The sequence below is a fragment of the Geoglobus sp. genome (assembly GCF_054018175.1).
On the sequence record NZ_JBPLZQ010000020.1, the window covers coordinates 1 to 24,358 of the forward strand.

28 protein-coding genes are annotated in these 24,358 nt (G+C 54.1%); 17 read left to right on the plus strand and 11 right to left on the minus strand.

Annotated elements, in window-relative coordinates; all coding sequences use genetic code 11:
• The 14 genes from ACXJJC_RS01470 to ACXJJC_RS01535 form a co-directional block, all read left to right on the plus strand.
• On the plus strand, positions 1-326 hold a 326-nt coding region (locus ACXJJC_RS01470; protein WP_503421134.1), incomplete at its 5' end, for a beta/alpha barrel domain-containing protein.
• Complete coding sequence (gene gyrA, locus ACXJJC_RS01475; protein ID WP_456368848.1) at positions 326-2,674, plus strand: DNA gyrase subunit A; 2,349 nt, start codon at positions 326-328, stop codon at positions 2,672-2,674. The genes ACXJJC_RS01470 and gyrA, both read left to right, overlap by 1 nt.
• Positions 2,671-3,009, plus strand: a complete 339-nt coding sequence (locus ACXJJC_RS01480; RefSeq protein ID WP_456368849.1) for a cupin domain-containing protein — start codon at positions 2,671-2,673, stop codon at positions 3,007-3,009. Before gyrA ends, ACXJJC_RS01480 begins: the two co-directional genes overlap by 4 nt.
• A gap of 4 nt (positions 3,010-3,013) precedes the next feature.
• The gene (gene ala / locus ACXJJC_RS01485) at positions 3,014-3,976 is read left to right on the plus strand and encodes an alanine dehydrogenase (RefSeq protein WP_456368850.1); all 963 of its coding nucleotides are present in this window, start codon (positions 3,014-3,016) and stop codon (positions 3,974-3,976) included.
• The gene (locus ACXJJC_RS01490; protein WP_456368851.1) at positions 3,976-4,644 is read left to right on the plus strand and encodes a diphthine--ammonia ligase; all 669 of its coding nucleotides are present in this window, start codon (positions 3,976-3,978) and stop codon (positions 4,642-4,644) included. The genes ala and ACXJJC_RS01490 overlap by 1 nt, the downstream gene beginning before the upstream one ends.
• Before the next feature lie 161 nt (positions 4,645-4,805).
• The gene (locus ACXJJC_RS01495) at positions 4,806-5,192 is read left to right on the plus strand and encodes a class II SORL domain-containing protein (RefSeq protein ID WP_456368852.1); all 387 of its coding nucleotides are present in this window, start codon (positions 4,806-4,808) and stop codon (positions 5,190-5,192) included.
• 1 nt (position 5,193) lies between these two features.
• Positions 5,194-5,355 (plus strand): rubredoxin, encoded by a 162-nt coding sequence (rd, locus tag ACXJJC_RS01500; protein ID WP_456368853.1) that lies wholly within the window; start codon positions 5,194-5,196, stop codon positions 5,353-5,355.
• A 35-nt stretch (positions 5,356-5,390) separates the two neighbouring features.
• Complete coding sequence (locus ACXJJC_RS01505; RefSeq protein ID WP_456368854.1) at positions 5,391-6,572, plus strand: FprA family A-type flavoprotein; 1,182 nt, start codon at positions 5,391-5,393, stop codon at positions 6,570-6,572.
• 36 nt (positions 6,573-6,608) lie between these two features.
• A complete protein-coding gene (locus tag ACXJJC_RS01510; protein WP_456368855.1) occupies positions 6,609-6,818 on the plus strand; it encodes a sulfurtransferase TusA family protein in 210 nt (69 codons plus the stop codon).
• 44 nt (positions 6,819-6,862) lie between these two features.
• On the plus strand, positions 6,863-8,242 hold the full coding sequence (locus tag ACXJJC_RS01515) for a 4-hydroxyphenylacetate 3-hydroxylase N-terminal domain-containing protein (protein WP_456368856.1): 1,380 nt from the start codon (positions 6,863-6,865) through the stop codon (positions 8,240-8,242).
• A 29-nt stretch (positions 8,243-8,271) separates the two neighbouring features.
• Positions 8,272-9,378 (plus strand): geranylgeranyl reductase family protein, encoded by a 1,107-nt coding sequence (locus tag ACXJJC_RS01520; RefSeq protein WP_456368871.1) that lies wholly within the window; start codon positions 8,272-8,274, stop codon positions 9,376-9,378.
• Between the two features lie 68 nt (positions 9,379-9,446).
• Complete coding sequence (locus tag ACXJJC_RS01525; RefSeq protein ID WP_456368857.1) at positions 9,447-10,265, plus strand: F420-dependent methylenetetrahydromethanopterin dehydrogenase; 819 nt, start codon at positions 9,447-9,449, stop codon at positions 10,263-10,265.
• Positions 10,262-11,227 carry a potassium channel family protein gene (locus tag ACXJJC_RS01530; protein WP_456368858.1) on the plus strand — a complete coding sequence of 322 codons (966 nt, stop codon included), beginning with the start codon at positions 10,262-10,264 and terminating at the stop codon, positions 11,225-11,227. The genes ACXJJC_RS01525 and ACXJJC_RS01530 overlap by 4 nt, the downstream gene beginning before the upstream one ends.
• A gap of 2 nt (positions 11,228-11,229) precedes the next feature.
• Positions 11,230-11,850, plus strand: a complete 621-nt coding sequence (locus ACXJJC_RS01535) for a potassium channel family protein (RefSeq protein WP_456368872.1) — start codon at positions 11,230-11,232, stop codon at positions 11,848-11,850.
• Here the strand turns inward: ACXJJC_RS01535 and ACXJJC_RS01540 are convergent.
• Genes ACXJJC_RS01540 through ACXJJC_RS01550 form a run of 3 tightly spaced genes read right to left on the minus strand, consistent with a single transcriptional unit; the run spans position 11,828 to position 13,297 of the window.
• The gene (locus tag ACXJJC_RS01540; protein ID WP_456368859.1) at positions 11,828-12,238 is read right to left on the minus strand and encodes a bactofilin family protein; all 411 of its coding nucleotides are present in this window, start codon (positions 12,236-12,238) and stop codon (positions 11,828-11,830) included. The genes ACXJJC_RS01535 and ACXJJC_RS01540 overlap by 23 nt on opposite strands.
• Positions 12,235-12,702 (minus strand): PUA domain-containing protein, encoded by a 468-nt coding sequence (locus tag ACXJJC_RS01545; protein WP_456368860.1) that lies wholly within the window; start codon positions 12,700-12,702, stop codon positions 12,235-12,237. Before ACXJJC_RS01545 ends, ACXJJC_RS01540 begins: the two co-directional genes overlap by 4 nt.
• Positions 12,692-13,297, minus strand: a complete 606-nt coding sequence (locus tag ACXJJC_RS01550) for an undecaprenyl diphosphate synthase family protein (RefSeq protein WP_456368861.1) — start codon at positions 13,295-13,297, stop codon at positions 12,692-12,694. Before ACXJJC_RS01550 ends, ACXJJC_RS01545 begins: the two co-directional genes overlap by 11 nt.
• Before the next feature lie 39 nt (positions 13,298-13,336).
• Between ACXJJC_RS01550 and ACXJJC_RS01555 the strand changes: the two genes are divergently transcribed.
• A complete protein-coding gene (locus ACXJJC_RS01555; protein WP_456368862.1) occupies positions 13,337-14,512 on the plus strand; it encodes a TIGR00297 family protein in 1,176 nt (391 codons plus the stop codon).
• Here the strand turns inward: ACXJJC_RS01555 and ACXJJC_RS01560 are convergent.
• The gene (locus ACXJJC_RS01560; RefSeq protein ID WP_456368863.1) at positions 14,460-16,298 is read right to left on the minus strand and encodes a S16 family serine protease; all 1,839 of its coding nucleotides are present in this window, start codon (positions 16,296-16,298) and stop codon (positions 14,460-14,462) included. The two genes, ACXJJC_RS01555 and ACXJJC_RS01560, sit on opposite strands and share 53 nt — an antisense overlap.
• Positions 16,299-16,415: 117 nt before the next feature.
• Between ACXJJC_RS01560 and ACXJJC_RS01565 the strand changes: the two genes are divergently transcribed.
• The gene (locus tag ACXJJC_RS01565) at positions 16,416-17,756 is read left to right on the plus strand and encodes a RuvB-like helicase (RefSeq protein ID WP_456368873.1); all 1,341 of its coding nucleotides are present in this window, start codon (positions 16,416-16,418) and stop codon (positions 17,754-17,756) included.
• Here the strand turns inward: ACXJJC_RS01565 and npdG are convergent.
• Positions 17,753-18,409: an NADPH-dependent F420 reductase gene (npdG, locus tag ACXJJC_RS01570; protein ID WP_456368864.1), complete on the minus strand. Its 657-nt coding sequence runs from the start codon at positions 18,407-18,409 to the stop codon at positions 17,753-17,755. The genes ACXJJC_RS01565 and npdG overlap by 4 nt on opposite strands.
• 155 nt (positions 18,410-18,564) lie before the next feature.
• Here npdG and ACXJJC_RS01575 point away from each other — a divergent pair, with 155 nt between their 5' ends.
• Positions 18,565-20,172 (plus strand): amino acid permease, encoded by a 1,608-nt coding sequence (locus ACXJJC_RS01575; RefSeq protein ID WP_456368865.1) that lies wholly within the window; start codon positions 18,565-18,567, stop codon positions 20,170-20,172.
• Positions 20,173-20,182: 10 nt separating this feature from the next.
• On the opposite strand, the gene ACXJJC_RS01580 is transcribed toward ACXJJC_RS01575, so the two are convergent.
• The 6 genes from ACXJJC_RS01580 to ACXJJC_RS01605 form a co-directional block, all read right to left on the minus strand.
• Positions 20,183-20,359, minus strand: coding sequence for a hypothetical protein (locus tag ACXJJC_RS01580; RefSeq protein ID WP_456368866.1), 177 nt, complete (start codon positions 20,357-20,359; stop codon positions 20,183-20,185).
• 51 nt (positions 20,360-20,410) lie between these two features.
• The gene (hisS, locus tag ACXJJC_RS01585) at positions 20,411-21,616 is read right to left on the minus strand and encodes a histidine--tRNA ligase (protein WP_456368874.1); all 1,206 of its coding nucleotides are present in this window, start codon (positions 21,614-21,616) and stop codon (positions 20,411-20,413) included.
• Positions 21,606-22,268, minus strand: coding sequence for an RNA ligase partner protein (locus ACXJJC_RS01590; protein WP_456368867.1), 663 nt, complete (start codon positions 22,266-22,268; stop codon positions 21,606-21,608). The genes hisS and ACXJJC_RS01590 overlap by 11 nt, the downstream gene beginning before the upstream one ends.
• Positions 22,265-22,927 (minus strand): fibrillarin-like rRNA/tRNA 2'-O-methyltransferase, encoded by a 663-nt coding sequence (locus ACXJJC_RS01595; RefSeq protein WP_456368868.1) that lies wholly within the window; start codon positions 22,925-22,927, stop codon positions 22,265-22,267. The genes ACXJJC_RS01590 and ACXJJC_RS01595 overlap by 4 nt, the downstream gene beginning before the upstream one ends.
• The gene (locus ACXJJC_RS01600; protein WP_456368869.1) at positions 22,905-23,681 is read right to left on the minus strand and encodes an NOP5/NOP56 family protein; all 777 of its coding nucleotides are present in this window, start codon (positions 23,679-23,681) and stop codon (positions 22,905-22,907) included. Before ACXJJC_RS01600 ends, ACXJJC_RS01595 begins: the two co-directional genes overlap by 23 nt.
• A partial coding sequence (locus tag ACXJJC_RS01605) for a beta-ribofuranosylaminobenzene 5'-phosphate synthase family protein (protein WP_456368870.1) occupies positions 23,671-24,358 on the minus strand: 688 nt, incomplete at its 5' end. The genes ACXJJC_RS01600 and ACXJJC_RS01605, both read right to left, overlap by 11 nt.

Sequence of the window (24,358 nt, forward strand, 5' to 3'; positions counted from 1 at the left end):
ACTCGGATGTGATCGTCAAGATAAGGGGCGGCCTCGACATCGACTATGTCTCTCTCTCTGAGAGGCTTTTCAGCTCCGGGGCCTTCATGGTTCATGTGGATGCGATGATTCCCGGAGGTGGGGCAGACTACGAGCTCGTAAGGGCCATCTCGTCCACGGGAAACACGATTGGTAACAACTCAGTCAGTGACGTGGAGTCGGCGAGGAGAATGATCGAGAGCGGTGCGAAGCTCGTGTCCCTTGCGAGAGCTGTTTTGAGGGACGGTGGGATTTTCGATCTTCTGCTTCGCGATAACCTTCTCTCTTCGAGGGTAGAGGTGGTTTGATGGAGGTTGTGAGAGACCTTAACGAGGAGCTCAAGAGCTCGTATATCGACTACGCAATGAGCGTAATAGTCGGCAGGGCTCTTCCGGACGTTAGAGATGGGCTGAAGCCGGTTCAGAGGAGGATCCTTTACGCGATGTACGAGATGGGGCTGTTCAGCAACAGGCCCTACAGGAAGTCAGCCAGGATTGTTGGAGACGTTCTCGGTAAGTACCACCCCCATGGGGACTCTGCTGTGTACGACGCCCTCGTCAGAATGGCGCAGGACTTCAACATGCGGTACCCTCTCGTGGACGGTCAGGGGAACTTCGGGAGCATCGATGGGGATGAGCCGGCGGCGATGCGTTACACCGAGGCGAGACTCACCAGGATCGCCGAGGAGATGCTGGCGGACATAGACAAGAACACTGTCGATTTCGTGCCAAACTTCGACGCGACTCTGAAGGAGCCGGTCACACTTCCTGGGAAGTTTCCAAATCTTCTCGTTAACGGTTCCAGCGGTATTGCGGTTGGAATGGCCACGAACATGCCCCCTCACAACCTGAGGGAGGTCTGCGACGCGATAATCGCCTACATAAATGACGAGGACATAAGCGTTGACGAGCTGATGAGGTATGTCAAAGGCCCCGACTTCCCGACTGGAGGTGTGATAGTAGGCGTTGAGGGAATAAGGCAGGCATACAGAACCGGCAGGGGGAAGATAACAGTCCGCGGCAGGGTGGAAATAGAGGACGGCGCGATAATCATAAGGGAGGTCCCCTACCAGGTCAACAAGGCCAACCTCGTGGAGAAGATCGCTCAGCTTGTGAGGGACGGGAAGATCGACGAAATAAGGTCCGTGAGGGACGAGTCAGACAGGGAAGGAATACGTGTCGTCGTCGAGCTAAAAAGCGGAGCAAACCCTGGGGTGGTGATAAACAAGCTGTACAAGTACACCCAGCTGCAGACGACCTTCGGCATAATCAACCTCGCACTTGTTGACAACCAGCCGGTCGTTCTGAGCCTGAAAGATCTGATAGCCGAATTCGTCAGGCACAGAAGAGAAATCGTAAGGAGGAGAACGGAATTTGAACTGAAAAAGGCAGAGGACAGGCTTCACATTGTCGAGGGTCTGAAAATCGCGGTTGAGAACATCGACGAGGCCATAGAGATTATCAAAAAGTCTGAGAGCGTTTCGGCAGCGAAGGAACGGCTGATGGAGAGGTTTGAGCTGTCTGAAAAGCAGGCAGACGCAATACTGCAGATGCGCCTTCAGAAGCTGACTGCCATGGAGATAGACTCCCTCATGAAGGAGTACGAGGAGCTGAAGAGGAGGATTGCAGAGTTCAGGTCAATTCTGGAAAGCAGGGCGAAGATTGACGAGATAATAATAAGGGAGACTCAGGAAATCCGGGACAGGTATGGTGACGAGAGGAGAACGAGGATCCTGAGGAGCGCTGACGACATAACTGAGGAGGACCTGATTGCCGAGGAGGAAAACCTGCTGGTCATTACGAGGAGCGGTTACGCGAAGAGGGTAGATCTGAAGTCCTTCAGGGCCCAGGGAAGGGGAGGGTCTGGAGTTATTGGAGTCAACCTGAAGAGCGATGACACCATAACCTTCGTCGGACTCGTGAACTCCACTCACAGGCTGATCCTTTTCAGCAACAGGGGCAGGGCGTTCTGGGTTAACGCATACGAGATACCGAAGATGGAGAGGACGGCGAGGGGTGGAAACCTGAGGCACCTGATCGCGCTTGAGAACGGCGAGTACGTGGTTTCGGCAATCTCTGTGAACGAGTTCGAGGGCAGGGCAATCATACTGACGAGAGACGGGCACATAAAGGCGGTTGAGCTGAAAGAATTTGCGAACGCCAAGAGGGCAGGAATTACTGCCGTCACGGGTGAGATTCTTGCTGTGAAGCCTGCAGCCGGAGAAGAGGTAATAATCTCGACAATGAACGGGATGCTGGCGAGGTTTGACGTTTCAGACGTGCCTGTGTACGGCAGGAGTGCGAGGGGCGTGAGGGCAATCAGGCTCAAGGAGGGTGACGAGATATCCTGGATGGACTGCGGAAGTGGCGGGGAAATTCTGATCCTGTCTGAGAGGGGTTACGGAAAGAGGACGCCTGTCGAGGAATTCAGAAAGATCGGAAGGGGAGGTCAGGGCGTGATATGTTTCAGGACGAAGGACAGGACCGGCAGCGTCGTTTTCGCGGAGTTCGTCAGAGAAAACGGGTTATTTGCGTTCAGCAGGGACGGGAATGTAATTCTTGTTGATATCGGCCAGATATCCGTCCAGGGGAGGAATTCGAGTGGAGTCATCGTGGCGAGAGGTGGCATAGAGAGGGCTGTGCAGGTGAGACTGTGAGGCTCGAGCCGGTTGACTGGGAGGTGAGGGGAAATTACAGGGTTTCGAGGATGCACGTTTTCGACGAGAGAACGTTCGTCCAGATGGTCGAAATCAGCGGGAGGGTTGACAAACACTACCACAGGGTCCAGACCGAGGTTTTTGTGGTCGTGGGGGGCGAGGGAAGGATCGGAATCGGCGACGAGGTGTACGAGGTGAGGTGCGGTGACGTGCTGCTGTGTGAACCCGGGAAGGTGCATTTTGCTGAAGGAAACATGAGGATTCTTGTCTTCAAGTACAACTACGTCGAGAACGACAGCTACTGGATAAATTTAAGTTCTGGCGAGGAGGAGTAGTACCATGGAAACACTCATCCTTTCGCAGGAGGATGTGGAGAGAATACTCACAATGGAGATGTGCATGAGGGCAGTCGAGCACGCGTTCGAACTTCACGGAAGGGGTTTGACCCAGATGCCAGCGAAGATTTACCTCACTTTCGAGAAGGGCGATCTCAGAGCGATGCCCGCGTACATAGAGGGGCACGCGGGAATCAAGTGGGTGAACTCTCACCCCTTCAACAGGGAGAGGGGCCTTCCGACGGTGATGGCGCTCCTGATATACAACGATCCCGAGACTGGGTTTCCGCTTGCAGTAATGGATGCGACGCACATAACCAACATGAGGACGGGAGCTGCAGGCGGAATCGCGGCCAAACACCTCGCGAGAAGAGACAGCAGAACATTTGGCTTCGTTGGATGTGGTATGCAGGCCAGAACGCAGTTTCTCGCGCTTAAGGAGGTTTTTGACGTAGAGAGCGCTCTGTGTTACGATGTAAACCGGAGTGTTGCAGAGAAGTTTGCGGAGTTTCTCTCTGACTACGGAGTGGATGCGGAGGTCGTTGGTATCGAGAGGGCCTGCAGGTGCGACGTGCTGACTACGACAACTCCTTCGAGAGAACCAGTCGTTAAGGCGGACTGGATACAGGACGGCACTCACATCAACGCGATTGGTGCTGATGCGCCTGGAAAGCAGGAGCTCGATCCTAAAATCCTGAGGAAAGCCAAGGTGGTGGTTGACGATTACGAGCAGGCCCTGCACAGCGGGGAGATAAACGTGCCGGTTTCGAGGGGCGAGCTGTCGAGAGAAGACATCCACGCATCCATAGGAGAGGTTGTTGCAGGGCTTAAGAGCGGAAGGGAAAACGACTCGGAGATCACAGTTTTCGACTCGACAGGGCTTGCGATACAGGACATAGCCACCGCAACTCTCGTTTACGAGAGGGCTGTGGAGCTCGGAAAGGGTGTGAGGTTCAGGTTTTTCTGATGAGGGTCGCGTGTCTGATTTCGGGCGGTAAGGACTCAATGCTCGCGCTCCACAGGGCAGGCGAGGAACACGAGATAGCCTGTCTCGTGTCAATATTCTCCAGAAACCCCGACAGTTACATGTTCCACACGGCAAACATCGAGCTGACGGATGCCATAGCCATGGCCCTCGAGAAGCCGCTTTTCAAGGTGTTCGTCAGCGGGGTGGAGGAGATGGAGGTCGACGAACTCTCGGAACAGCTATCCGTTCTCGATGTGGACGGCATAGTCATAGGAGGAATAGGGAGTGAGTACCAGAAGAGGAGGTTCGAATACGTTGCCGAGAGCCTTAACGTCGAGCTGATCTCACCCCTCTGGCACATGGACGAGGAGGAAATTCTCAGGGAGGTAAGCCAGAAGTTCAATGCCATAGTTGTGAAGGTTTCTGCGATGGGCCTCGACGAGAGCATCCTTGGAAGGAGGATTGACGAAGACCTGATTTCGAGGCTCAGAAAGCTGAGCGAGAAGTACGGTGTTAACGTCGCCGGGGAGGGTGGAGAGTACGAGTCCCTCGTGCTTGATGCTCCCCTGTATAAAAAGAGGATCGAGATCCTGGACTCGGAGATCGTTAAGGACGGTCTCAGCCACCAGCTCGCCGTGAAGAGTTACAAACTCGTAGAAAAGGAGTAACGCTGACATCCGTTTTTGTAATTTTTCCGTTCGTATTTGGAAATTACCCGTTTTTTCATCAGCACAGTTTAGTTTGCTTGTCGAATAAAAGTTTGCGGGCAGAAACAAAAAACGGAAAGTTTTATTAATTTCGCGTTATTATTGGTGAACAAGGTGATTGAATGAGCTGTGAGAACGATTTGTTTTGCGGGGTGAACAGGGCGAAGAGCCAGAACCCCGACGAAATGACCGATCTTGAAAAGAAACACACCCCGGTCATTTCTGCGCCGGAAAATGTTAAGGCCGGTGAGCAGTTTGAGGTTAGGGTGGAGACGGGCGTGTATCTGGCACACCCAAATGAGTACGGCCACTACTTCGGCTGGATGGAGCTCCTTCTCGACGACACACCTGTCGCCAGGGTTGAGCTTCAGCCCGTTGTCAGCGCTCCAAGCGTCGTGTTCAGGGTGAGCGCAACTCACAGTCACGGTGGCAGGAGGAAGCTGAGGGCTCGTGCCTTCTGCAACCTGCACGGTGTTTGGGAGTCTGAAAAGGAGATAGAGGTGGAGTGAAATGGCGAAGTATCAGTGCAAGGTTTGTGGATACGTGTACGATGAGGCGGAGGGAGATCCCGACAACGACATCCCGGCTGGGACCAAGTGGGAGGACCTCCCTGACGACTGGGTCTGCCCCGTGTGTGGGGCGAGCAAGGAAGATTTTGAAAAGATCGAGTAACCCGCTCTTTTTTCCAATTTTTTGAGGTGGTTTGAATGTATGCGGAGATCAAACCCGGCATTTACTGGGTCGGGGCCGTGGACTGGAACGTCAGAAACTTCCACGGCTACACGACGAAATTCGGGACGACATATAACGCGTACCTGATAAAGTCTGACAAGACCGTCCTCGTTGACACGGTTAAGGCTGGCTTTGAAGGAGAGCTTTTCGACAGGCTCGACGAACTCGGCGTTGACAGGCTCGACTACCTCGTCGTCAACCACATAGAGATGGACCATGCTGGCAGCGTGAAGGCGGTTCTGGAGAGGTATCCTGAAGTAAAGCTTGTGACCAACGTACGGGGGAAAAACGGTCTCGCTGAGGCCTACGGAATAGATCGCGAGTGTGTTGTGGTTAAGACCGGGGATAGGCTCGATGTCGGCAAAACTCTCACGTTCATAGAGACTCCCATGGTTCACTGGCCTGACAGCATGGCCACCTACGTGGTTGATGACAGGGTTCTGATTTCAAACGACGCATTCGGGGAGCACTTCGCCAGCCACAAAAGGTTCGACGACGAGTTCAGTGACGAGGAGATGGGGCTGATATACAGGGAGAGTGCCAAGTACTACGCGAACATAGTGCTGCTCTACAGCAGGCAGGTGAAGAAGGTTCTCGACGACATAGCTTCGATGGGGATAGAGATCGACGTCATCGCCCCCTCGCATGGAATAATCTGGAGGAAGAGAATACCTGAAATCGTCGAGAAGTACAGAAGGTGGAGCGAGGGCGTGGCGGACGAGAGGATCGTGATCGCCTACGACACCATGTGGGGCCACACGGAGAGAGCGGTTAAGGAGATAGTGGATGGCATAGAGGAGGTAGGGGTGGACTACGTGATCTACAGAATCTCGGTGACCGATGAGACAGAGCTGATGACCGACGTGATGCTGTCCAAAGGGCTGATAGTTGGCAGCCCGACGCTGAACAGGGAACTCTTCCCGGCAGTCGCCAAGTTCCTTACCTATATGAAAGGCCTCAGACCATTCAGCAAGGTATCCGCAGCCTTCGGAAGCTACGGATGGAGCGGGGAAGCAGTTGCCAGAATAACTGAGGTTTTCGAGTCGCTGAAGTTCGATGTGGTCGGGACGGTAAGGTTCAAGTTCTCCCACCATGAGAAAAGAGACGAGCTCAGGGAGCTTGGAAGGAGGGTCGCCGAGAAGGTTAAAGTAGAATGAGGTGCGCTTAATTTTTTAACCTCTCTATATTTTCACATGAAGGTGGTCGACCTCAGGGGATGCAGGTGCATGGGTCACATAGTCAAGCTCGAGAGGGAGACGAGGGGTTACTCAGGGATTTTTGAGGTGGTGTGTGACGACTCCTCTGCGCTGTTCGACATAACGGCGTGGGCCCAGAGGAAAGAGATTGAGATTCTCGAGCAGAGGAGAGAGGGAGAGATTGTCAGGTTCGTGATGAAAAAGTGATCGATTTCGAAGCCTTTTAATACTTTTACGTAAATGTTAACTTCATGATAAATGGCGAAAAATACCTGGAGAGGATAAAAAGCTATCCGCGCGAAATCTATGCCGGGGGGAAGAGGGTCGACTACGACCACCCGAACGTTGCCCCCGTCCTGAGGGCAATAGCATTCACCTACGACCTCGCAATTGAAAAGGGATACTCCGTTTACTCTGAGCTTGTTGGGAAGGATGTAAACGTCCTGAACACGTTCTACACAAGCCCGGAAGCTCTCGTCAAGAGGTACGATTACCAGAGGGAGCTGAGCATGAGGCTCGCAACCTGCAACTACAGGTGCACTGGTGCCGACGCAATAAACGCGTTTGCAGCTGTTCTGAGGGGGGAAGAGCGGGAAAGGTTCCTCAGACTGCTCAGAGAAATTCAGGAGAACGACTACACCTGCACATCTGCCCTGACGGATCCCAAGGGTGACAGGAGCAGGAGGCCGGGAGACCAGAGGGATATGTACGTGAGGGTTGTTGAGGAGAGGGATGACGGCATCGTTGTAGAGGGTGCGAAGATACACCAGAGCGGGGCATTTGCGGCAGACGTGAATTTCTTCCTTCCGGGACAGACGTTTAAGGAGGGTGAGGAGGAGTTTGCCGTCGCCTTTGCCTTGAAACCCGAGGACGAGGGCGTCAGGTACATCCTGCAGAACACGGGAGTGCAGGCCAAGCAGAGGGAGGGCGGAGAGTTCGAGTTCGGAAATCCGTTTGGAGACAGAACCACGTGCACAGTCGTTCTCGACAGGGTCTTCGTTCCCTGGGAGAGGGTGTTCGTTTACAGGGATACCAAAGCCGTTAGAAATCTGCTGATGACCTTTGCGAATTCTCACAGGTGCGTCGGTGCGTCCTGCAAGGCCGGGTTCATAGATTCCATGACGGGAGCAGCGAGCCTGATGCTGAAGGCCAATGGCCTGGAAAAGGTCCCTGCCCTGACGTCGAGGCTCGGTGAGATGAGTGCTGTTTCCGAGTCAGCACACGCGATAGCCGTGGGTTCCGCCTTTAAGGGCGAGGCTGTGAATGGAGTCTGGCTCCCCAACGGCCTGATGGCCAACGCCGGGAAAATCGCCGGAGTTGATGGGTTTGTGAAGGCCATGAGGCACCTTGCGGAGATAGCGGGCGGGATACCAGGAACAGCCCCCTCTGAGTTCGACCTGAGGAGCGAGGAGATCGGCAGATACGTTGAGAAGTACCTGAAGGGTTCAGAGGCCTTCACCGCAGAGGAGAGGATGAAGCTGGTCAAGTTCATAGAGTTCTGGCTCATGAGCTCGCACTACCTCGGAGCACTTCACGGCGGTGGGAGCGTTTCTGCAGCAATAATATTCCTGCAGTACATGTCGGATGTGGGGGCAAAGGAAGAGGCCGTCAGGAAAACGATAAATCTTTAACTCCCCCGTCAAATTTTTCCCCGTTGAAGGTGCTCGTTGTAGGCGCAGGACCGGCCGGGAGTCTCGCTGCACTGAACCTCTCGAAAAAGTCCGAGGTAACGATCGTTGAGGCGAAAGGCTCTGCAGGGTTCCCGGTGAAGTGCGGCGGTCTGGTGAGCGAGGACTGCTTTGAAGGTCTCAAAAGGTACTGCGGTGCTGAGAAGGCGATGCAGAACAGGATAAGGGGTGCGTTCTTTTTCTCTCCCTCTGGCAGGTATGCCGAGCTGGTGGGCAAGAGTGGGGCGGTTGTTCTTGAGAGGAAGGTGCTCGACGCCCTCCTTCTCAGAGAGGCGTCGAGAAGGTCAGAGGTGAGAATGAAAACAAGGTTTGAAAGGGCGGATGGAAATAGGGTTGTGCTCAGCGAGTCTGGAAAAAGCAAGGTTGAAGAGTATGACCTCGTTGTCGGAGCGGATGGTGCCGAGAGCACGGTTTCGAGGGCTTTTGGCTTTGACAGGCCAGAAATTTTTTCCGGGAAGCAGTACCTGATGGAGTTCGAGCCCCTCGACAGGTCGATGGTCGAGCTTTACTTCGGAAAGAGCTACTCCGATGGATTCTTCGCATACGCCATACCCGTCGAGAGCGACATCGCGAGAGTTGGCGTTGTTTCGAGGGGGACAGCGTGGAGGTACCTGGACAGGTTGCTGAAAGAACATCCGTCGGTTTCCGAGAGGGCTGGACGGCGGATATTCGAGGTCAACTCCGGGCCGATCCCCATTGGACTCGTCGACTTCGTTAGGGGGAATGCCGTGCTCGTCGGAGACTCCGCTGGCATGGTGAAGCCGTACACAGGGGGAGGGATGTACTACCTGCTCAGGGCGTCAGAACTGCTTGGAAAATCGTTTCCGGATCTTGAGTTGTTCAGGAACTCCTACATGAGGGAATTCGGCAGGGAATACTCGGCAGGGGAGAGGATAAGAAGACTCTACGACGTTCTTGAGGATGAGGATTACGAGTTTCTCGTTGGTCTTGCAGAAAGCGTCGATTTTTCTGTGATCCACATGGACGCACCCTCGACAGCCTTCAGGCTGATTCCAGAGGTTCTAAAGCTGATCAGGAAACCTTCGCTTGTTGTGAAAATCTCAAGAGCACTTTTCTGACCCCTTTCAGTATCGGTAAAAAAAGAAAACGTTTTAATCACAGTTCCTTAATCTTTTTTGGTGATAGAATGGTAAAGGTCGGAGTTCTGAAAATGGGTGCAATCGGAACGGCTCTTCTCGTGGAGTACCTGCTTGACGAGAGAGCTGACAGGGGAGACATCGAGGTAAGGGTCGTAACGAGTGGTGCAAAGATGCAGCCCGAAGAGGCTGTAGTTGCGGAAAAGCTGAAGGAGTTCGATCCTGACGTTGTGATCGTCATTTCTCCAAACGCAGCTTTGCCGGGCCCCAAGGCCGCGAGAGAGGCGTTCGAGGGCAAGCCGGTTATAGTGATCAGCGACGCTCCAGCCAAGAAGGCCAAGGACGAGCTGGCCGAGAAGGGCTTCGGATACATACTCATCAATGCTGATTCGATGATTGGTGCGAGGAGAGAGTTCCTGGATCCCACTGAAATGGCCCTGTTCAACGCAGATGTGGTCAGGGTTCTCGCTGCAACGGGAGCATTCAGGATCGTCCAGCAGGAGCTCGACAGGGTCATCGAGGCAGTTAAGAAGGGCGAAACGCCCGAACTGCCGAGGATCGTGATAACTGCGGAGAGGGCAGTCAACGCAGGGAACTTCCAGAACCCTTACGCGAAGGCAAAGGCGATGGCAGCATTTTACATAGCCGAGAAGGTTGCTGACATAGACGTGAAGGGCTGCTTCATAGAGAAGGATCCGGAGAAGTACATCCCGCTCGTAGCCTCGGCCCACGAGATGATGAGGATCGCCGCAATTCTCGCAGATGAGGCGAGGGAGATAGAGAAGGGCAACGACACGGTTTACAGGACGCCACACTCCAAGGACGGAGAAATACTTAAAAAGTTCAAACTCATGGATAAGCCTGAATGAAGAAACGGGGCATCATTATAGCGACCCTCTTCATTTTTTCCATCGTGAATTTATCCCTCATTGCAGTCTATCTGAAGTCCGTTGAAGGGGAGATGATTTCCATTCTGGACGGCTTTTACTGGGTAGTTACAACGATGACGACGGTCGGATACGGGGACATCGTGTTCACGTCAGACGTGGGCAAGGTATTCTCGATATTCGTCCAGCTTTACGGCATAGGGTTTCTGTTTGGAGTGGCCTTTCCGTACATCGTGATCCCGTGGGCAGAGAGGAGGTTCCTCCTGAGCGTTCCTGAGGAGGTTAACCTGTCGAGACACATAGTCGTGTTCGGGTACACTAAGCTAACCCCGTTTCTGTGCAGACAGCTCGAAACACTCGGTTTGAAGTACGTGATAGTGGAGAACTCGAGGGAGATGGCAGTCAGGGCTATTGAAAGCGGTTTCAACGTAATACTCTCTCCCATAGGTGCTGAGGTCATCGAAAACGCAAAGATAGACAGGTCGATGGCGGTCGTCATCATGTGGGATGACGTGGAGCGAAACCTTGACGTTCTGCTGACACTCAGAGACCTTGATGTGCAGAAAATAGCGATCCTTTCAGACCCGTTTTATGCCAAGTATCTCCACTACGCTGGGGTGACGAGGGTCATAACGCCGAAGTCCGTTGCCGGAGCCCAGCTGGCCAAGCTGATCCTCGAGAAGGAGAGGGGGATGCTGAACATAAAGAACATCCTTGGGGAGCACGGGATGACGGAAATAATTGTCCCGAAGAAGTCCATAATCGCCGGTATGACCCTCGGTCAGCTGCAGGACATCTACGGTGTCAAGATCGTTGCCGTCTGTGAGGAGGGCAGAATTCTCTTCCGTCCGCCTGCAGACTACAGGGTGAGGGGTGGGAGCATACTCCTCGTTTTCGGCAGCCACGAGAGGATAACGGAGCTTTACGGAGGTGCGATCAGTTGAGGGTGCTCCTGATTGGATTCGGAGACGTTGGAAGAGCGACGGCGAAGATTCTGCTATCCAAAAATGTTGAGGTCACGGCAATAGACGTGAACGAGATCCACATGGATGGAGTGGATTTCTTGAGGAGGGACGCTCTGAGCGAGGACCTGTGGGAGGAGATCGATCTGGACAGGTTTTCGTCGGCAATCGTCGCCCTTCCCAATGACGTTGATGCGCTGCTGTGCATTATGATGCTCAGGAAGAAAAAGGAGGACCTGCTCATCCTTGCAAGGTGCAACAATCCGGAGTACAGGGAGAAGATGTCCATGGCTGGGGCGGACTACGTGATGGACATCTCGACTATATCTTCCCAGATGGTCATATCGTCGATTTTCAGGGAGGAGGCCGAGAAGAGGCTTTTTTACGAGAACATACACATAAGGACCTACAGGATTGGAAAGGGATCCAGCATAGTGGGCAAGCGTGTGGAAGACTTTGAGGACGTGATGATCCTCGCCTACGAAAAGGACGGAAAGGTGTACGAGAGCGGCGTCATAGAGGAGGACTCGACCATAGCGGTGGTCGGCAGAATAGAGGACCTAAAGAGGTTCGAGGAGAGGTTCATATCTCCCGCGAGGCAATGATCTTTCCTCCCTCGATCTGTCCTATTTTCGCGAGACCGTCTATGATGATCCTGTTGGCCTTCACGCTTCCTATGACGCACCCCTCCTTTATTATCACCGAGTCCGCCTGAACCAGCCCACCCCTGCACTTGGGAAAGATCATGACGTTTCCGCTGGCGTGGATGCTCCTGAATTCCGTTTTGGGGCCGATTATCGCCCTGTCGCAGATTATATTTCCTCCGACGAAGTTCCTGCCTGACAGCTTTACCTCCCTCGCCTCTATGTTCCCCCAGAATGTGGACATTATACCGGCGAGAACGGTGCCGTCGAAACGCAGGTGCTTGTCCACTATTGAGTCCTTGGCCACTATCAGCGTCTTCCCGTCTGAGCTGAGCCTGTACTTCTTCACTTCTTCACCCCCTGCCTGACTGACACGGCCACGCCTCTCTCGAATTCGAGCATCTCGAATGCGGAGAGCACGGCTTTTCCGGTGGCAAGGAGCTCGTCGTCCTCGTCCACGACAATTACCTCGTCGTTGGCCCTTATCGACTCGTCCACCTCGATGACGTGCTTTGCGAAGACATTCTTCCCCCTTGCTATGAACTCTCCTACCCTCCGGTCTACGACGACCCTCAGCTTTGGGCGGGGGAAGGCGATTTTGAGCCTCCTCGCCCCTTCAACGCTTATTGACAGCAAACCACTGTCCGGCTTTACGGTGGCTATCCTCACACCCCCGTCCATCACCTGCCTGATCTTCCCGGTTTTGGGAGATATGACGAACGTGCAGGAGTCTGGGAAAAGGGCCTTTCCAGCCCCCTTTCCGAACTGGTAGTCTGCCATGACTCTGACGATCCTCAGGTATCTATCTTCCATAGCGCCTCTCCCTCTTCTGATACTCTCTCAGAATTCTCAGAAAGTCGATGTATCTTAAATTTTTCCAGTCGGAGTCAAAGAACACGTGCTCGCTGTAGATGCCCTGCCAGATGAGAAAGTCCCTTGACCTCAGCCCCGCCCTGATTATCACGTCGGGCTCGGATCGGATCACCAGTCTCCTGCCTATTTCTCCCTCGTCAACGTTCTCTGGCCTCACCTTTCCGCTCAGCACGTCCCTCGCGATGCTCCTGATCGCCCGCAGAACCTCCTCTCTCCCCCTCACGCCGAGGTTCAGGTTTACGGTTATCCCTCCGCTTCCGGTCACCTTCACTCCGTTTCCCGTAATGATCCTCACCCTGCCATCCATCTTCCTCGCCAGGCTCTCGGCACTGTCCTGACTAACCTCACCGTCGACTGCAAAGGTAACTTCCTCGATCCCAAAGCTGGAGCACCACCTCACGAACCTCAGGATGCTGTCAGAGCAGCACGAGAACTCGTCTGATGAGATTACCACAACAATGTGCTTGGGAACAGGCCTGGACTTAACCTCTCTCTCGAGTTTCCGCTGGTAAATCCTGTAGAGAAGGTTGAGCATTAGTTAGCTTTTTATTGCCAGCTTTAAAAAAGCTTTCCAATGGATGCCGCTACCGCAATGCTCGCCTACATGTTTCCAAAGCTCGGATTCGCTCAGGTACTGGGACTTTCGCTCGCGCTCCTGCTCTACAGGAGCAGGAATGTGGACTCTCTCTCGCTCAGTGACAGAAGTGAGCACGACAACTTGGTGGGTTTGCTGACCTCCATTCTGCTGATCTTCCTCGTTTATTTCGGAAAGCTGCCGGGATATGCGGTAATCACTGCGATTTTCGTCTCGTCTTTCAGAAGGAGGACTCACTACTCGGTCAGCATCGCTGTATATGCGGCCATGGCTTTTCTGTTTCTCGAGTACTACCCAAACCCGTGGGATGTAACGCTGAGAGCCCTCATCGCTCTGACTGTAGCCCTCGGGTCCACTCTTGTGGTTTACGCAAACAGGGGTGCCAGCCCCTCAGTTATGCTAATGCTCACGAACACCTCGGTTCTGCTTGCTTTCGACATATACCGGATTGACGTAAGCGGTCAGGAACTTGCTGCCGGGTTCGCTGTTGCCTTCGTGCTGAGCCTGATCGCTTACAGATCGGGCGTTGCTGACGAGACGGGGCTGATGGCCGCCACCATCACGGGGATGCTGATAATAGTGACCGCCGATTTCAGGTTCTTTGCGGCCCTCCTGATTTTCTACGCCGTTGGCTCGGCCGTCACAAAGTACAGGTACCGTGAGAAGGAGCTGCTCGGCATTGGTGAGCCTGCAGGAGGGGCCAGGGGCTTCGTGAACGTGTTCGCGAACAGCCTTCCGGCGCTGTTTTTCGCAATGAACTACGGGTATTTCAGGGACGACGTGTTCGCGGTCGCGTTCATAGCGAGCCTCGCGACGGCCCTCGGGGACACCATGGCGAGCGAGATCGGAAAAACCTCCAGCAGGGTTTATCTAATTACCACTCTGAAGAGGGTTTCTCCCGGGGTGAGCGGGGGCGTATCGTTAAAGGGAGAGCTATCCGCCCTGCTCGGCTCAGCTCTCGTTTCGCTGTACGCCATTCTTGCAGGAATTCTGACTCCGGAACAGGCGGTGGCAGCTTTAGTGGCGGGTTTTGTAGGAGTTCACATTGACAGCCTCTTGGGAGCAACCCTGGAAAATAAGGGGTGGTTGAATAACGCGGGGGTCAACTTCTTCGCAACCCTCTCCTCAGGACTGCTGTGCCTGCTGCTGCTATGATTGCCACCTCAATGCCAAATCCGGGAATGCCGTATATTCTTTTCACGTGCTCTTCCACTATCGTCTGCACTTCTGGTGTGGTCTTCATCTCCGGCGGTTTGTACTCGGTCTGAACGACCTTTACCTCTCCCCGCCCGGCTATTGTGGACAGGGTCTTGGCGATCCTCTCGGACAGCTTGTAGTAGTACATCTGCCAGAAACCCTCCGATGTTTCTGCGAACTCGTAGTACGCGTAGGCGAGCATCGGTACTGTGTACTTTTCCGCTACACCTATCGCGCTCTCTGCAGCCTCCTTCGCCACTGCTACCTTCTGGTTGAGCCCCTCCTCGCTCTCTATTCCAATGAGCTCTATGGCAATGGCCGACTTCACCATGCTGTCTATCGCAGACAGTATAGTTCCCGCGTAATACTCGCTGTTGTAAAGCTCCTCTGCGAGCTTTAAACTCTCATCTGCCGAGTTGTCTCCGTAGAGAATAGAACTGAACCCGCCAATGGACTCAGAGTAAACGAACAGCGATTCGGCCATGCTCAGGTAGAAGTCTGCCCTCTTCTTGAGTTCGTCCTTGGTCATCGGGCGATCCTTTTTAATCTCCGGGAGGATGGACATCCAGGTTTTTGCACTCTCCACCCTCTCCTTCGCCAGTGCGAGGTTCGAGATCGCGCTATCCCAGTTATCTGATGTCTGAGCTTTTTGCAGGTAGTTTTCAGCTTTTGCAAGCCTCTCCTGCGCTGCTCCGATTATCTGGAACGACGCAAGCCCCAGCTCATACGACTCCGCAATCTTTCTGACAGAGTCTATCTCGTCCTTTATCACGTTCACCTCGACCGAAAACGAGGAATCGTCCTGAATCTTTTTGCGGTATATCTCCTCCCTCATCATTATTTTGGCGGTGAAGTACGTGCTGGTTGCGGAATAGTAGTAACCCTCGTCGTACAGCTTATCGCCCTGCTCCATTTTTTCGTCAACCTTCTCCTTAGCGTCGCTGTCAGCAACCTTTTCGAACTCCGGATAGAGTGAGAGCGCGTCCTCCTTCATCTTGTCTGCCAGGATCTTCATCAGGTTGGAGTATCTCTCCTGCGTGAGCTTCCCCTCCTCCTGCCTGAGCTCCACTCCTGCGTAGTACCTGAGGGCCTCGTTGATCGTCTCCACCTCCACAACCTTTACGCCCAGCTTCTCTCCATACTCGACGAGATCCACGGTCTTCGTTTCTGGGCTGATTATCACGAAAGGCCCCTTCCTGACCTCCCTGGTCTCCTGCACCTTGACGTACCTCTGCCCCTTCGGTATCAGAAATATCTTTGCACCGCTGTCAGCGGCTGCCTCGAGTTTGTAGGGGATTCCACCGACAGGTCCGATTGTTCCGTCGGGGTATATCATCCCGGTCATGAACACGTCGTTTCTCAGCGTGAGGTTCTCCAGCGCAGCAATCGTCGCGATGGTCATCACGGCCCCCGCAGAAGGCCCACCGACGATCGTTGATTTTGCCTCGATTGTGTAGAAGAAGTCGTAGTTCAGGAAGTCCTTGCCGGTCAGGTCGCACGCCGTGAGGGCGGCAAGCTGTGCGCTGCCCTGCATGTCGATTTCGGTGAACGGAGAGACCGACACGAAAACCCTGCCGTCTCCGGGTGTGACAACGACCGTGATGTCTATGGTCGCACCCTTGTTCTCGCCGCTTACGACAGCAACGGCCTTTATTTTTCTTTCTGTAAAGTTCTCGAACTGGGATGCTGCAGGAGCAATAAGGAGGAGAATTATCAGCAGGGATGACACCAGCTCCCTCTTCATGATGTCTGATCTGGGCTGGGCATCAAATATTTCTTTCGCACTCATGAGCGCTCCGGCCCTCTGCTGTGGGAAAACTATATATTGAAACTCTAATCCATTGATGTCTGGGTGACGGTTATGGAGGAGATCAGGGAGATCGCGACAAAGTTCGAGAGGTACAGCGCTCACTCCCACATAACCGGACTGGGCCTGGATGAAAACCTGAGAGCTAAGGAGACGGGAGGTGGGCTGGTAGGGCAGAAGAGGGCGAGAGAGGCGGCAGGGATAATCGTCAGACTGATAAAAGAGGGAAAGATGGCTGGCAGGGGTATACTGATTGCCGGGCCACCAGGAACCGGAAAAACGGCCATAGCCGTTGCCATAAGCAAGGAGCTTGGCAGGGACATACCCTTCGTTCAGGTATCTGCGAGCGAGTTCTACAGCAGCGAGATGAAGAAAACGGAGGCGCTTTACCAGACGATGAGGAAGGCCATAGGAGTGAGAATCCGGGATACGAGGAGGGTGCTTGAGGGCGAGGTGGTCGAGCTCGACTACAACATGGTGCCCAACCCCTACAACCCGACCCAGAAGGTTCCTGAGTCTGCGACGGTGACGCTTGCCACAAAGAGTGAGAAGAGGAGGTTCAGCGTTGGAAGCAGAATTGCAATGCAGTTCCTCTACGCCGGAATTTCCAAGGGAGACGTCATAGTGATAGACAAGGAGACGGGCAGGGTGACGAGGCTCGGTAGGAGCTCCTCGCAGAGGAGGTTCGACATCGATGACGAGGAGGTCGTAGAGGTTCCAGATGGAAGTGTCGAAAAGGACAAGGAGTTCACCTACGTCGTAACCCTGCACGATCTGGACGAGGCGAGGGCAAAGAGGAGCACGATATTCAGTCTTTTCACTTCTGAGAGCAGGGAGATTGACAACGAGATCAGGCAGGCTGTTGACGAGCAGGTGAAGGAGTGGATAGAGCAGGGAATGGCAGAGCTGATCCCTGGAGTCCTGTTCATAGACGAGACTCACCTGATGGACATCGAGCTCTTTGCCTTCATGAACAGGGCGATGGAAAGCGAGATGGCTCCGATAATAATACTCGCCTCAAACAGGGGCTTCGCGAAAATAAGGGGTACGGATGACACATCACCACACGGGATACCGCTCGACCTTCTCGACAGACTGCTCATAATAACTACGGAGCCCTACAGCAGGGAGGAGATCAGGATGATCATCGAGACGAGGGCCGCTGAGATGGGGCTGCTGATCGACGACAGGGCCCTCGAGATGCTCACAGAGATCGGGGAGAACAACAGCCTGAGGTACGCCATTCAGCTTCTCGCTCCAGCCAACGAGCTGGCGAAGATAAGGAACGCCGGAAAAATCGAGGTCGAGGACGTGGAAAGGGCATCGCAGCTGTTTGCCGACGTGAGCAAGAGCTCGGCGTACCTGAAGGAGTGGGAGGAAAAGATGCTCACCTAAACGAACCTCACTCCGAGCTCCTTTGTTTTATTTCTCTTTGCGAGGTTGATCAGCAGTGGTGTCAGCGCCTCAACGGTCGCGGAGTTCTCAAGGCCGCCAGCGTCGAAACCTCTGAGACCCTTTATTTTTGAAACGATCTCCAGAACCATTTTCTTTGCCTCCTCGTCGTCGGAGCAAACCGCGACATCCCACTCGAACTTCTCTTCAGGGTTCGCGAACCTCCTGGCAGGAATGTTGTTGAAAGCCACTACTATTCTGCTCCTGTCGAGGATTCTGGCGAGCTTCAACGCCGCTGATCCCTCCTCTGGAGGCGTGTACCTGAAAACACCGTTCTCGACAGTCATGGGGACGATTGGTGAGACAACGATCTTTCCGGCCAGGTTCTCCCTGAGCCTCTCCACGGTCTCGAACGCGTGTTTCCAGGGTATCGTTATAACGCAAACATCCGCAACGAGTGAAGCATCCTCGTTCAGCATCCCGGCAATGTCTCCCTTCCCGCCGAGACTTTCGACGAGTGAATTGAAGTGCTCCGCCTTTTTTCTCGCTTTTTCCTCACTTCGTGATCCGATTATAACGTCGTATCCTGCCAGCTTCAGCCTAAACGCAAGCCCTTCTCCAATGTTTCCCGTGCCACCAATGAGAGCGATCTTCATCGGTGAGACTGTGAACCGTGTTTATAAAAACCCTTTGAATCCTCTGCACTCCCTCCCAAAACCGCATGCTTTAAAACATGGACCGGAAGGTATTTCCGGTGGCCTTGAGACTTAACTTGCGGAATCGTGTTTAGTGCCCTGACAGGTGTTTCAGCATGCCAGGCGACGATCAAGGCAGGCTCGGGTTCAGGGAGATATTCAGCATAGGTGTTGGCGGAATGATTGGCGGCGGCATTTTCGCGGTTCTCGGCCTGAGCGTCGAGCTGTCCAGAAGTGCCGCACCGCTCGCATTCCTTCTGGCCGGTCTTATCGCCCTGACAACTGCATACTCCTACGCGAAGCTCTCAGTGAGGTACCCGAGCAGGGGTGGTACGATAGAGTTCCTCGTAAAGGCGTTCGGTCCCGGAATCCTGTCCGGTGGTCTGAACGTCATGCTGCTGTTGAGCTACACGGTAATGATAGCGCTTTACGCCTACGCGTTCGGGAGCTACTCCTCTGCTGTCGCTGGAGAGAGCGCGGTGCTCAGGCACGTCATGATAACCCTCGTCATACTTGCGTTCATGGTTGTGAACGCCTACGGGGCTGTGGTGAGCGGTGAAGCCGAGGATTTGCTTGTGGGGTTCAAGCTTGCAGTGCTTCTGCTGGTAGCAGGTCTTGGCATGACGTTTGTTGACTGGCAGAGGCTCTCTCCCTCGACGTGGCCTGATGGCGTAACCGTGGTTGCCGGCGGGATGATAATCTTCCTCGCATACGAGGGGTTCGAGCTCATAGCCAACTCCGCGCAGGATGTTGAGAGCCCATCCATCCTTCCCAAGGCGTATTTCTCTGCAGTCATCGTGGTGATCGCAGTTTACGTCCTGATAGCTCTGGTCACTGTTGGCACTCTGCCCTTCGACGTGATCGTGAGAGAAAGGGATTACGCGCTTGCGGCTGTAGCCAAGCCGGTCCTTGGAGACCTCGGGTTCTGGCTGATAACGTTTGCGGCTCTCGCGTCCACAAGCTCCGCCATAAACGCCACGCTTTACGGGACCGCGAGAGCGAGCTACATGGTTGCAAAGTACGGGCAGCTGCCGGAGGGGATGGAGCGAAAGGTGTGGAAGCAGGCCTACGAGGGGCTGGTGGTGGTTGGGGTGATCTCTGCCATCCTCGCGAACACGGTGAGTCTCGAGTCCATTTCGATAGCAGGGAGCGGTGGGTTCCTCCTGATATTCCTCGCCGTCAACGTTGCGGCGTTCAGGCTGAGGAACCAGATTAAGGCAAACCCTGCAGTGGTGCTGATGGGTGCCTTGATGACGCTTCTCGCCCTCGGGGTGCTGATGTACCGGATGGCCGTAACCTCTCCGAAAAACCTTGAGGTCTTCGCAGCACTGCTGATCGGCTCATTCCTCATTGAGCTGGTTTACAGGCTGGTGACCGGAAGGAGGCTGGAGGAATACGTCGATTCTGAGTTCAGGAGGTGGGAGGACAGCATCAGGAACTGGGAAAGCTGGGTGAGTCATGCTGCGGGCATGATTGCCGAAAAGCTGAGGGATGTGGAGATTTACCTCGTGGGGAGTGTGGCGAGGGGTGAGCTGGAGAAAGCATGGGACGTCGACGTGCTCGTCATATCGAGGGACGTCCCTGACGAGAGGGAGAGAAAAAGGATAGAGGCCGAGATCAGGGAAAATCTCGGAAACAGGCCGCTGCACATTCACTTCGCAGGGAGGGACGAGAAGGAGAGGGCGCTCGCAATGGCGGGGAAGTGCAGGAAGATTGAGACCTGAAGTTTGCTCCTCACTTCTTTTTGAAGATCTTCTTTATCTCAACGTCCCAGCTCCGCCTGACGTACTCCTTACCGAGGCTCTTTCTGTAATCTGCCCTTAGCTGGGAGTTTGCGACTTTCTCCAGCAGCTCATCCACCTCATCGGGAACGTCCTTTCCCTCGGTCCTGGAACTCTTTTCTGGCTTCACAGTGGAACTCTGTTTTTAAGAAATATAACTGTTTCCGAAACGCCGGACAGGTCAGCCGAAAAACGAGCTCACGTCCTCGAGCTTCACCTCCACCTGATCTCCGCTCTTCATGTCCTTAACTGTAATAAATCCCCTCTCAACCTCCTCTCCAGCAAATACTGCGTAATCCGCATTTATGGTGTCTGCAAAGCTGAGCTGCTTCCTCACGTTTCTGCCCATGACATCAACAATCGCCCGGACGCCTGCTCTCCTCAGGACATCAGCAACCCTTAGTGCCCTGACGTGATCGCCAAATCCAATTACGACTGCGGTTCTCCCTTTCACAGCCTCCACTCTGCACACCTCGGCAACTCTGTCGAATCCGATGGCAAATCCTGTCGAAGGGACGTCATCTCCCCCAAAGAGCTTTGCCAGCCTGTAGCTGCCCCCACCACAGACCTGCCTCTGCGCCCCCAGACCCTCGGCGTACATCTCGAAAACTACGCCCGTGTAGTAGTCGAGCCCCCTGGCGATCCCGAAATCGAGCTCGAACTCAACGTCGAGAGATTCGAGGATTTCCGCGACCCTTTCGAGGTGCGAGTAGTCGAAGTCCGGAAATACTTCCTTGGCACTCTCGAAGTCTGCGGCACTGGAGAGCTGAACGACCGTTTCGTAAAGATCGCCCCTGTTCTCTGATTTCAGCAGGCTTCTCAGCCCGTCCCAGTCCTTCTTGTCTATCAGCCTCATCGCCCTGTCCTTTTCGCCAACGTCCTTCAGCACTTCCCTCAGGAGACCAACGTGCCCAACGTGGAGCGTGAACTCCACTCCGAGCTCCCTCAGAATCCTGTAGGCCAGGTAGATTACCTCCGCGTCACTTTCCGGCCTGTCGCTCCCTATCAGCTCAACCCCGAACTGCCAGAATTCCCTGTACCTGCCCTTCTGGGGACGTTCGTACCTGAAGCAGTTGGCGAAGTAGTAAAACCTAAGTGGCCTCGGCATCACCGAGCACTCGTTGACGAACATCCTCATTACCGGAGCGGTGAGTTCGGGCCTCAGGGCAAGGTCCCTTCCGGACTTGTCCTTGAAGGCGTAGATCTCCTCCACTATGCCCTCTCCGGACTTGAGCGTGAACAGCTCGAGATGCTCGAATGTTGGAGTGGCGACTTCTCTGTACCCGAAGCTCTCCGCAACCCTCCTCATAATGTTCTCTATGGCCCTCCTCCTCTCCATCTCGTCCGGCAAAAAGTCTCTCGTACCTCTCGGCCTCTCAATCCTCACCTTCATCACCCTCCACGAGTCTCAGGTATTCTCTCAGCATTCGGGGAAACTTCTTTGCCTCCACAAACCTGAGTCCCATTCTCTCGCTCCACCTTCTTATCCCCTCGTCACTCGAAACCACTGCCGCGTCGAGCTCCTTGGCAAGCAGGAGAACGTCGAGATCGGGCGAGGAGTCCAGCACGCCGTGCCTCATCACCTCCCTGTACTTGTCCCTGAACTTCGATATGAGCTCCCCCACCTCGTCTCTCAGCTCGTCCTTTTTTTCGTACTTCAGGCCGAGGGCGGAGCTCTCCCACATGAAGTCCTCGGCTATCCTCCTCGCCTTGTTAATTTTCTGCCGCATGGTTATTATGTACTCGTGAAAGATCTCCGCAGGTATCTTGACCTCGTACCTGTTCGGGGTTTTCTTTACGAGCCATGTGTCAAGCTTTATGAATACTTCTTTTTCGCAACCGTACCTCTTGAAAAAGCTTGTTAGCTCCGTGTAAACTGACGGGTAGGGTACGTAGCAGCTTATGTCCAGCCTGAGTCTTGCCTTCGCAATCAGGTCGAGAATGTCGCTTGCCGAATCGCAGAGGGTTTCGTAACCCTCCTTGACCCTCATCCCGGTGTCGGTAATCGCCGTGGTGTCGAGGACGAACCTCTGCCTCATCTCGTCCACCTTACGTAAACGAAGATGTGGTCCCTGTGGTAGGGGTCCAGGTCACCTTTCCCGAGAATGTCGAAGCTCCTCTCGAGTTCTTCGATAACTCCCGCGTAAACCTCCTCCGGATCTCTTGTGGAGTCTATGCTCCTCGCCTTGACGAAAATTAGCCCCTCCGCGTTATCTTTGGCGAAAAACTCGAAGTTTTTGCGGAAGATTTCAACCTGGTTTCTCTGGGCGATGTCCTGGTATATGAAGTCGACCTTCTCAACTATCCCGCTGTACCTCTCCGGTTTTCCGGCGTCACCGAGAATCGGGATTATGTTCTTCCTCTCCATAGCAAGCTCCAGAAACTTCTGGAACGGCTTTGCCGAGTACTCGACGCCGTAAATTATTCCTCTATCGAGAATGTCTGAGATGTGACTCACGGTCGTCCCGCTCGCACACCCGAGGTACAGCATTTTCATGTTTCTCTTTATTCTCACCCTTTCTCCTTTTATGAGAAGCGCACCGAGCTTGCTTCTCTGCGGAATCCACTCTCTGTATTCACCTATCTTCCTCTCCCCGTAGTGAGGCGGATACGCTGACTTCGTGAAGAGCCTCCTCCTTCCCTCAACCTCACCAACGAACACGTTGTGGAGAATTTCACTTCCTTGAAAGCTGCTCATACTTCCTCCTTACCTCCTCGGAAAGTTTTTCATTGAGTTCACCTTTAAAGTAATCCACTCTCGCCGCTATGGCAAGCTTTCCGGCCATGAACCTGGCCATCTTTCCTCTCTTCTTTTTGGGCAGGGTCTTTATGAATGGATGCTGGAATATCACTCCGTGTTTCGGAACCTTCGCCTTTCTTCCCTTTCTCATTCTCGCAAGAGCCTTGAACAGCGATTTTTCTGCCCCTATGACCTGTATCGTGCTCGCAGGCATCTCGGCCAGCTTCTCGAGACTCCCGGCTCTTTCGAGAAGCCTCGCACCCACCTTCTCTCCAACGATCTCGCTTATGTTCGGTGCTATCTTCCTCATAACGCTCTCGATCTCTCTTTCAATGGATCCTCTGAATCTCTTCAGCTCGAGTATCTTTTCCTCGAACTCCCTGACGAGTTCGCTCTCCTTAACCTCTTTCAGCTCCCTGAGCTTCTCTTCCAGCAGGTTTGCAGTGTTGTTTATTTCGTCAAGCGTTCTCACCAGTGCGATAACATATCGATCCTCTCTCCTTAGCTCTCTTTCGACAGCGGCCTGAGCCACGCTTATCGCGACTCTCCTAAGCGTGGGGTAGTACCTCTCCCCCAAAACCCTCAGCCCCACCTCGCTTACAGAGAATGGTAAAGGCTCGTCGTTGTAGGCGTTCTGAAACGATTTTTCGAGATTATCGCTCTTCCTGATGCTTCCGTCCTCGTAAACTCCAAACCACAGGTTATACCTCAATTTCAGCCCCCCTGTTCCTCGCTACAGTTTTCAAAACCTCCACGTCGAACCCCTTCTCGGAGAGGTAGTCTTTTCCGGTGCTCACCCCTCCCCTGTCGCCTATGAAGTACACGGTCGGGCCGGTGGAGGACATTCCCGCGGCACCGTAATCTTTCAGCTCCTCTATCAGCCCGCGGATCACCTCGCCGTACTGCATGATCTCTGCCTTCTTGAATCCGAGGTGCTGTATCCTGTAAACTGCATCCGCAAAGCTGTCGAGATCCCTCTCCACCACTGACGGCAGGAGCTTCATCAGGATCACGTGTGACAGCTCCCTTACCTCCTGCAGCGGAACTGGCGTGTTCCTTTCGAACAGGTCCTTCTCCCTCATTCCGTAAAAGCCCTTTCCCTCGGGGATGAACAGGTAAATGTCCCAGTCCTCAGGAAACTCGAGTCTCGATATCACGGGAGCGGGTTCGGCCCTGCTGAAGGACGACGGTAAAAAGTTCTGCTTTTCTCTCCTCGAGTGACCGCCGTCGACTATGAACCCCCCCACCTCGAACGCGGCAACTCCGATGCCAGACGTGCCGCCCCTGCCTGTGAACTTTGCCATTTCCCGAACGGGCATGTCTATGCCGTTAAGCAGGCAGTACGCCCTGCCAACAGCGAGGCTCATCTGCGTACCGCTCCCGAGCCCG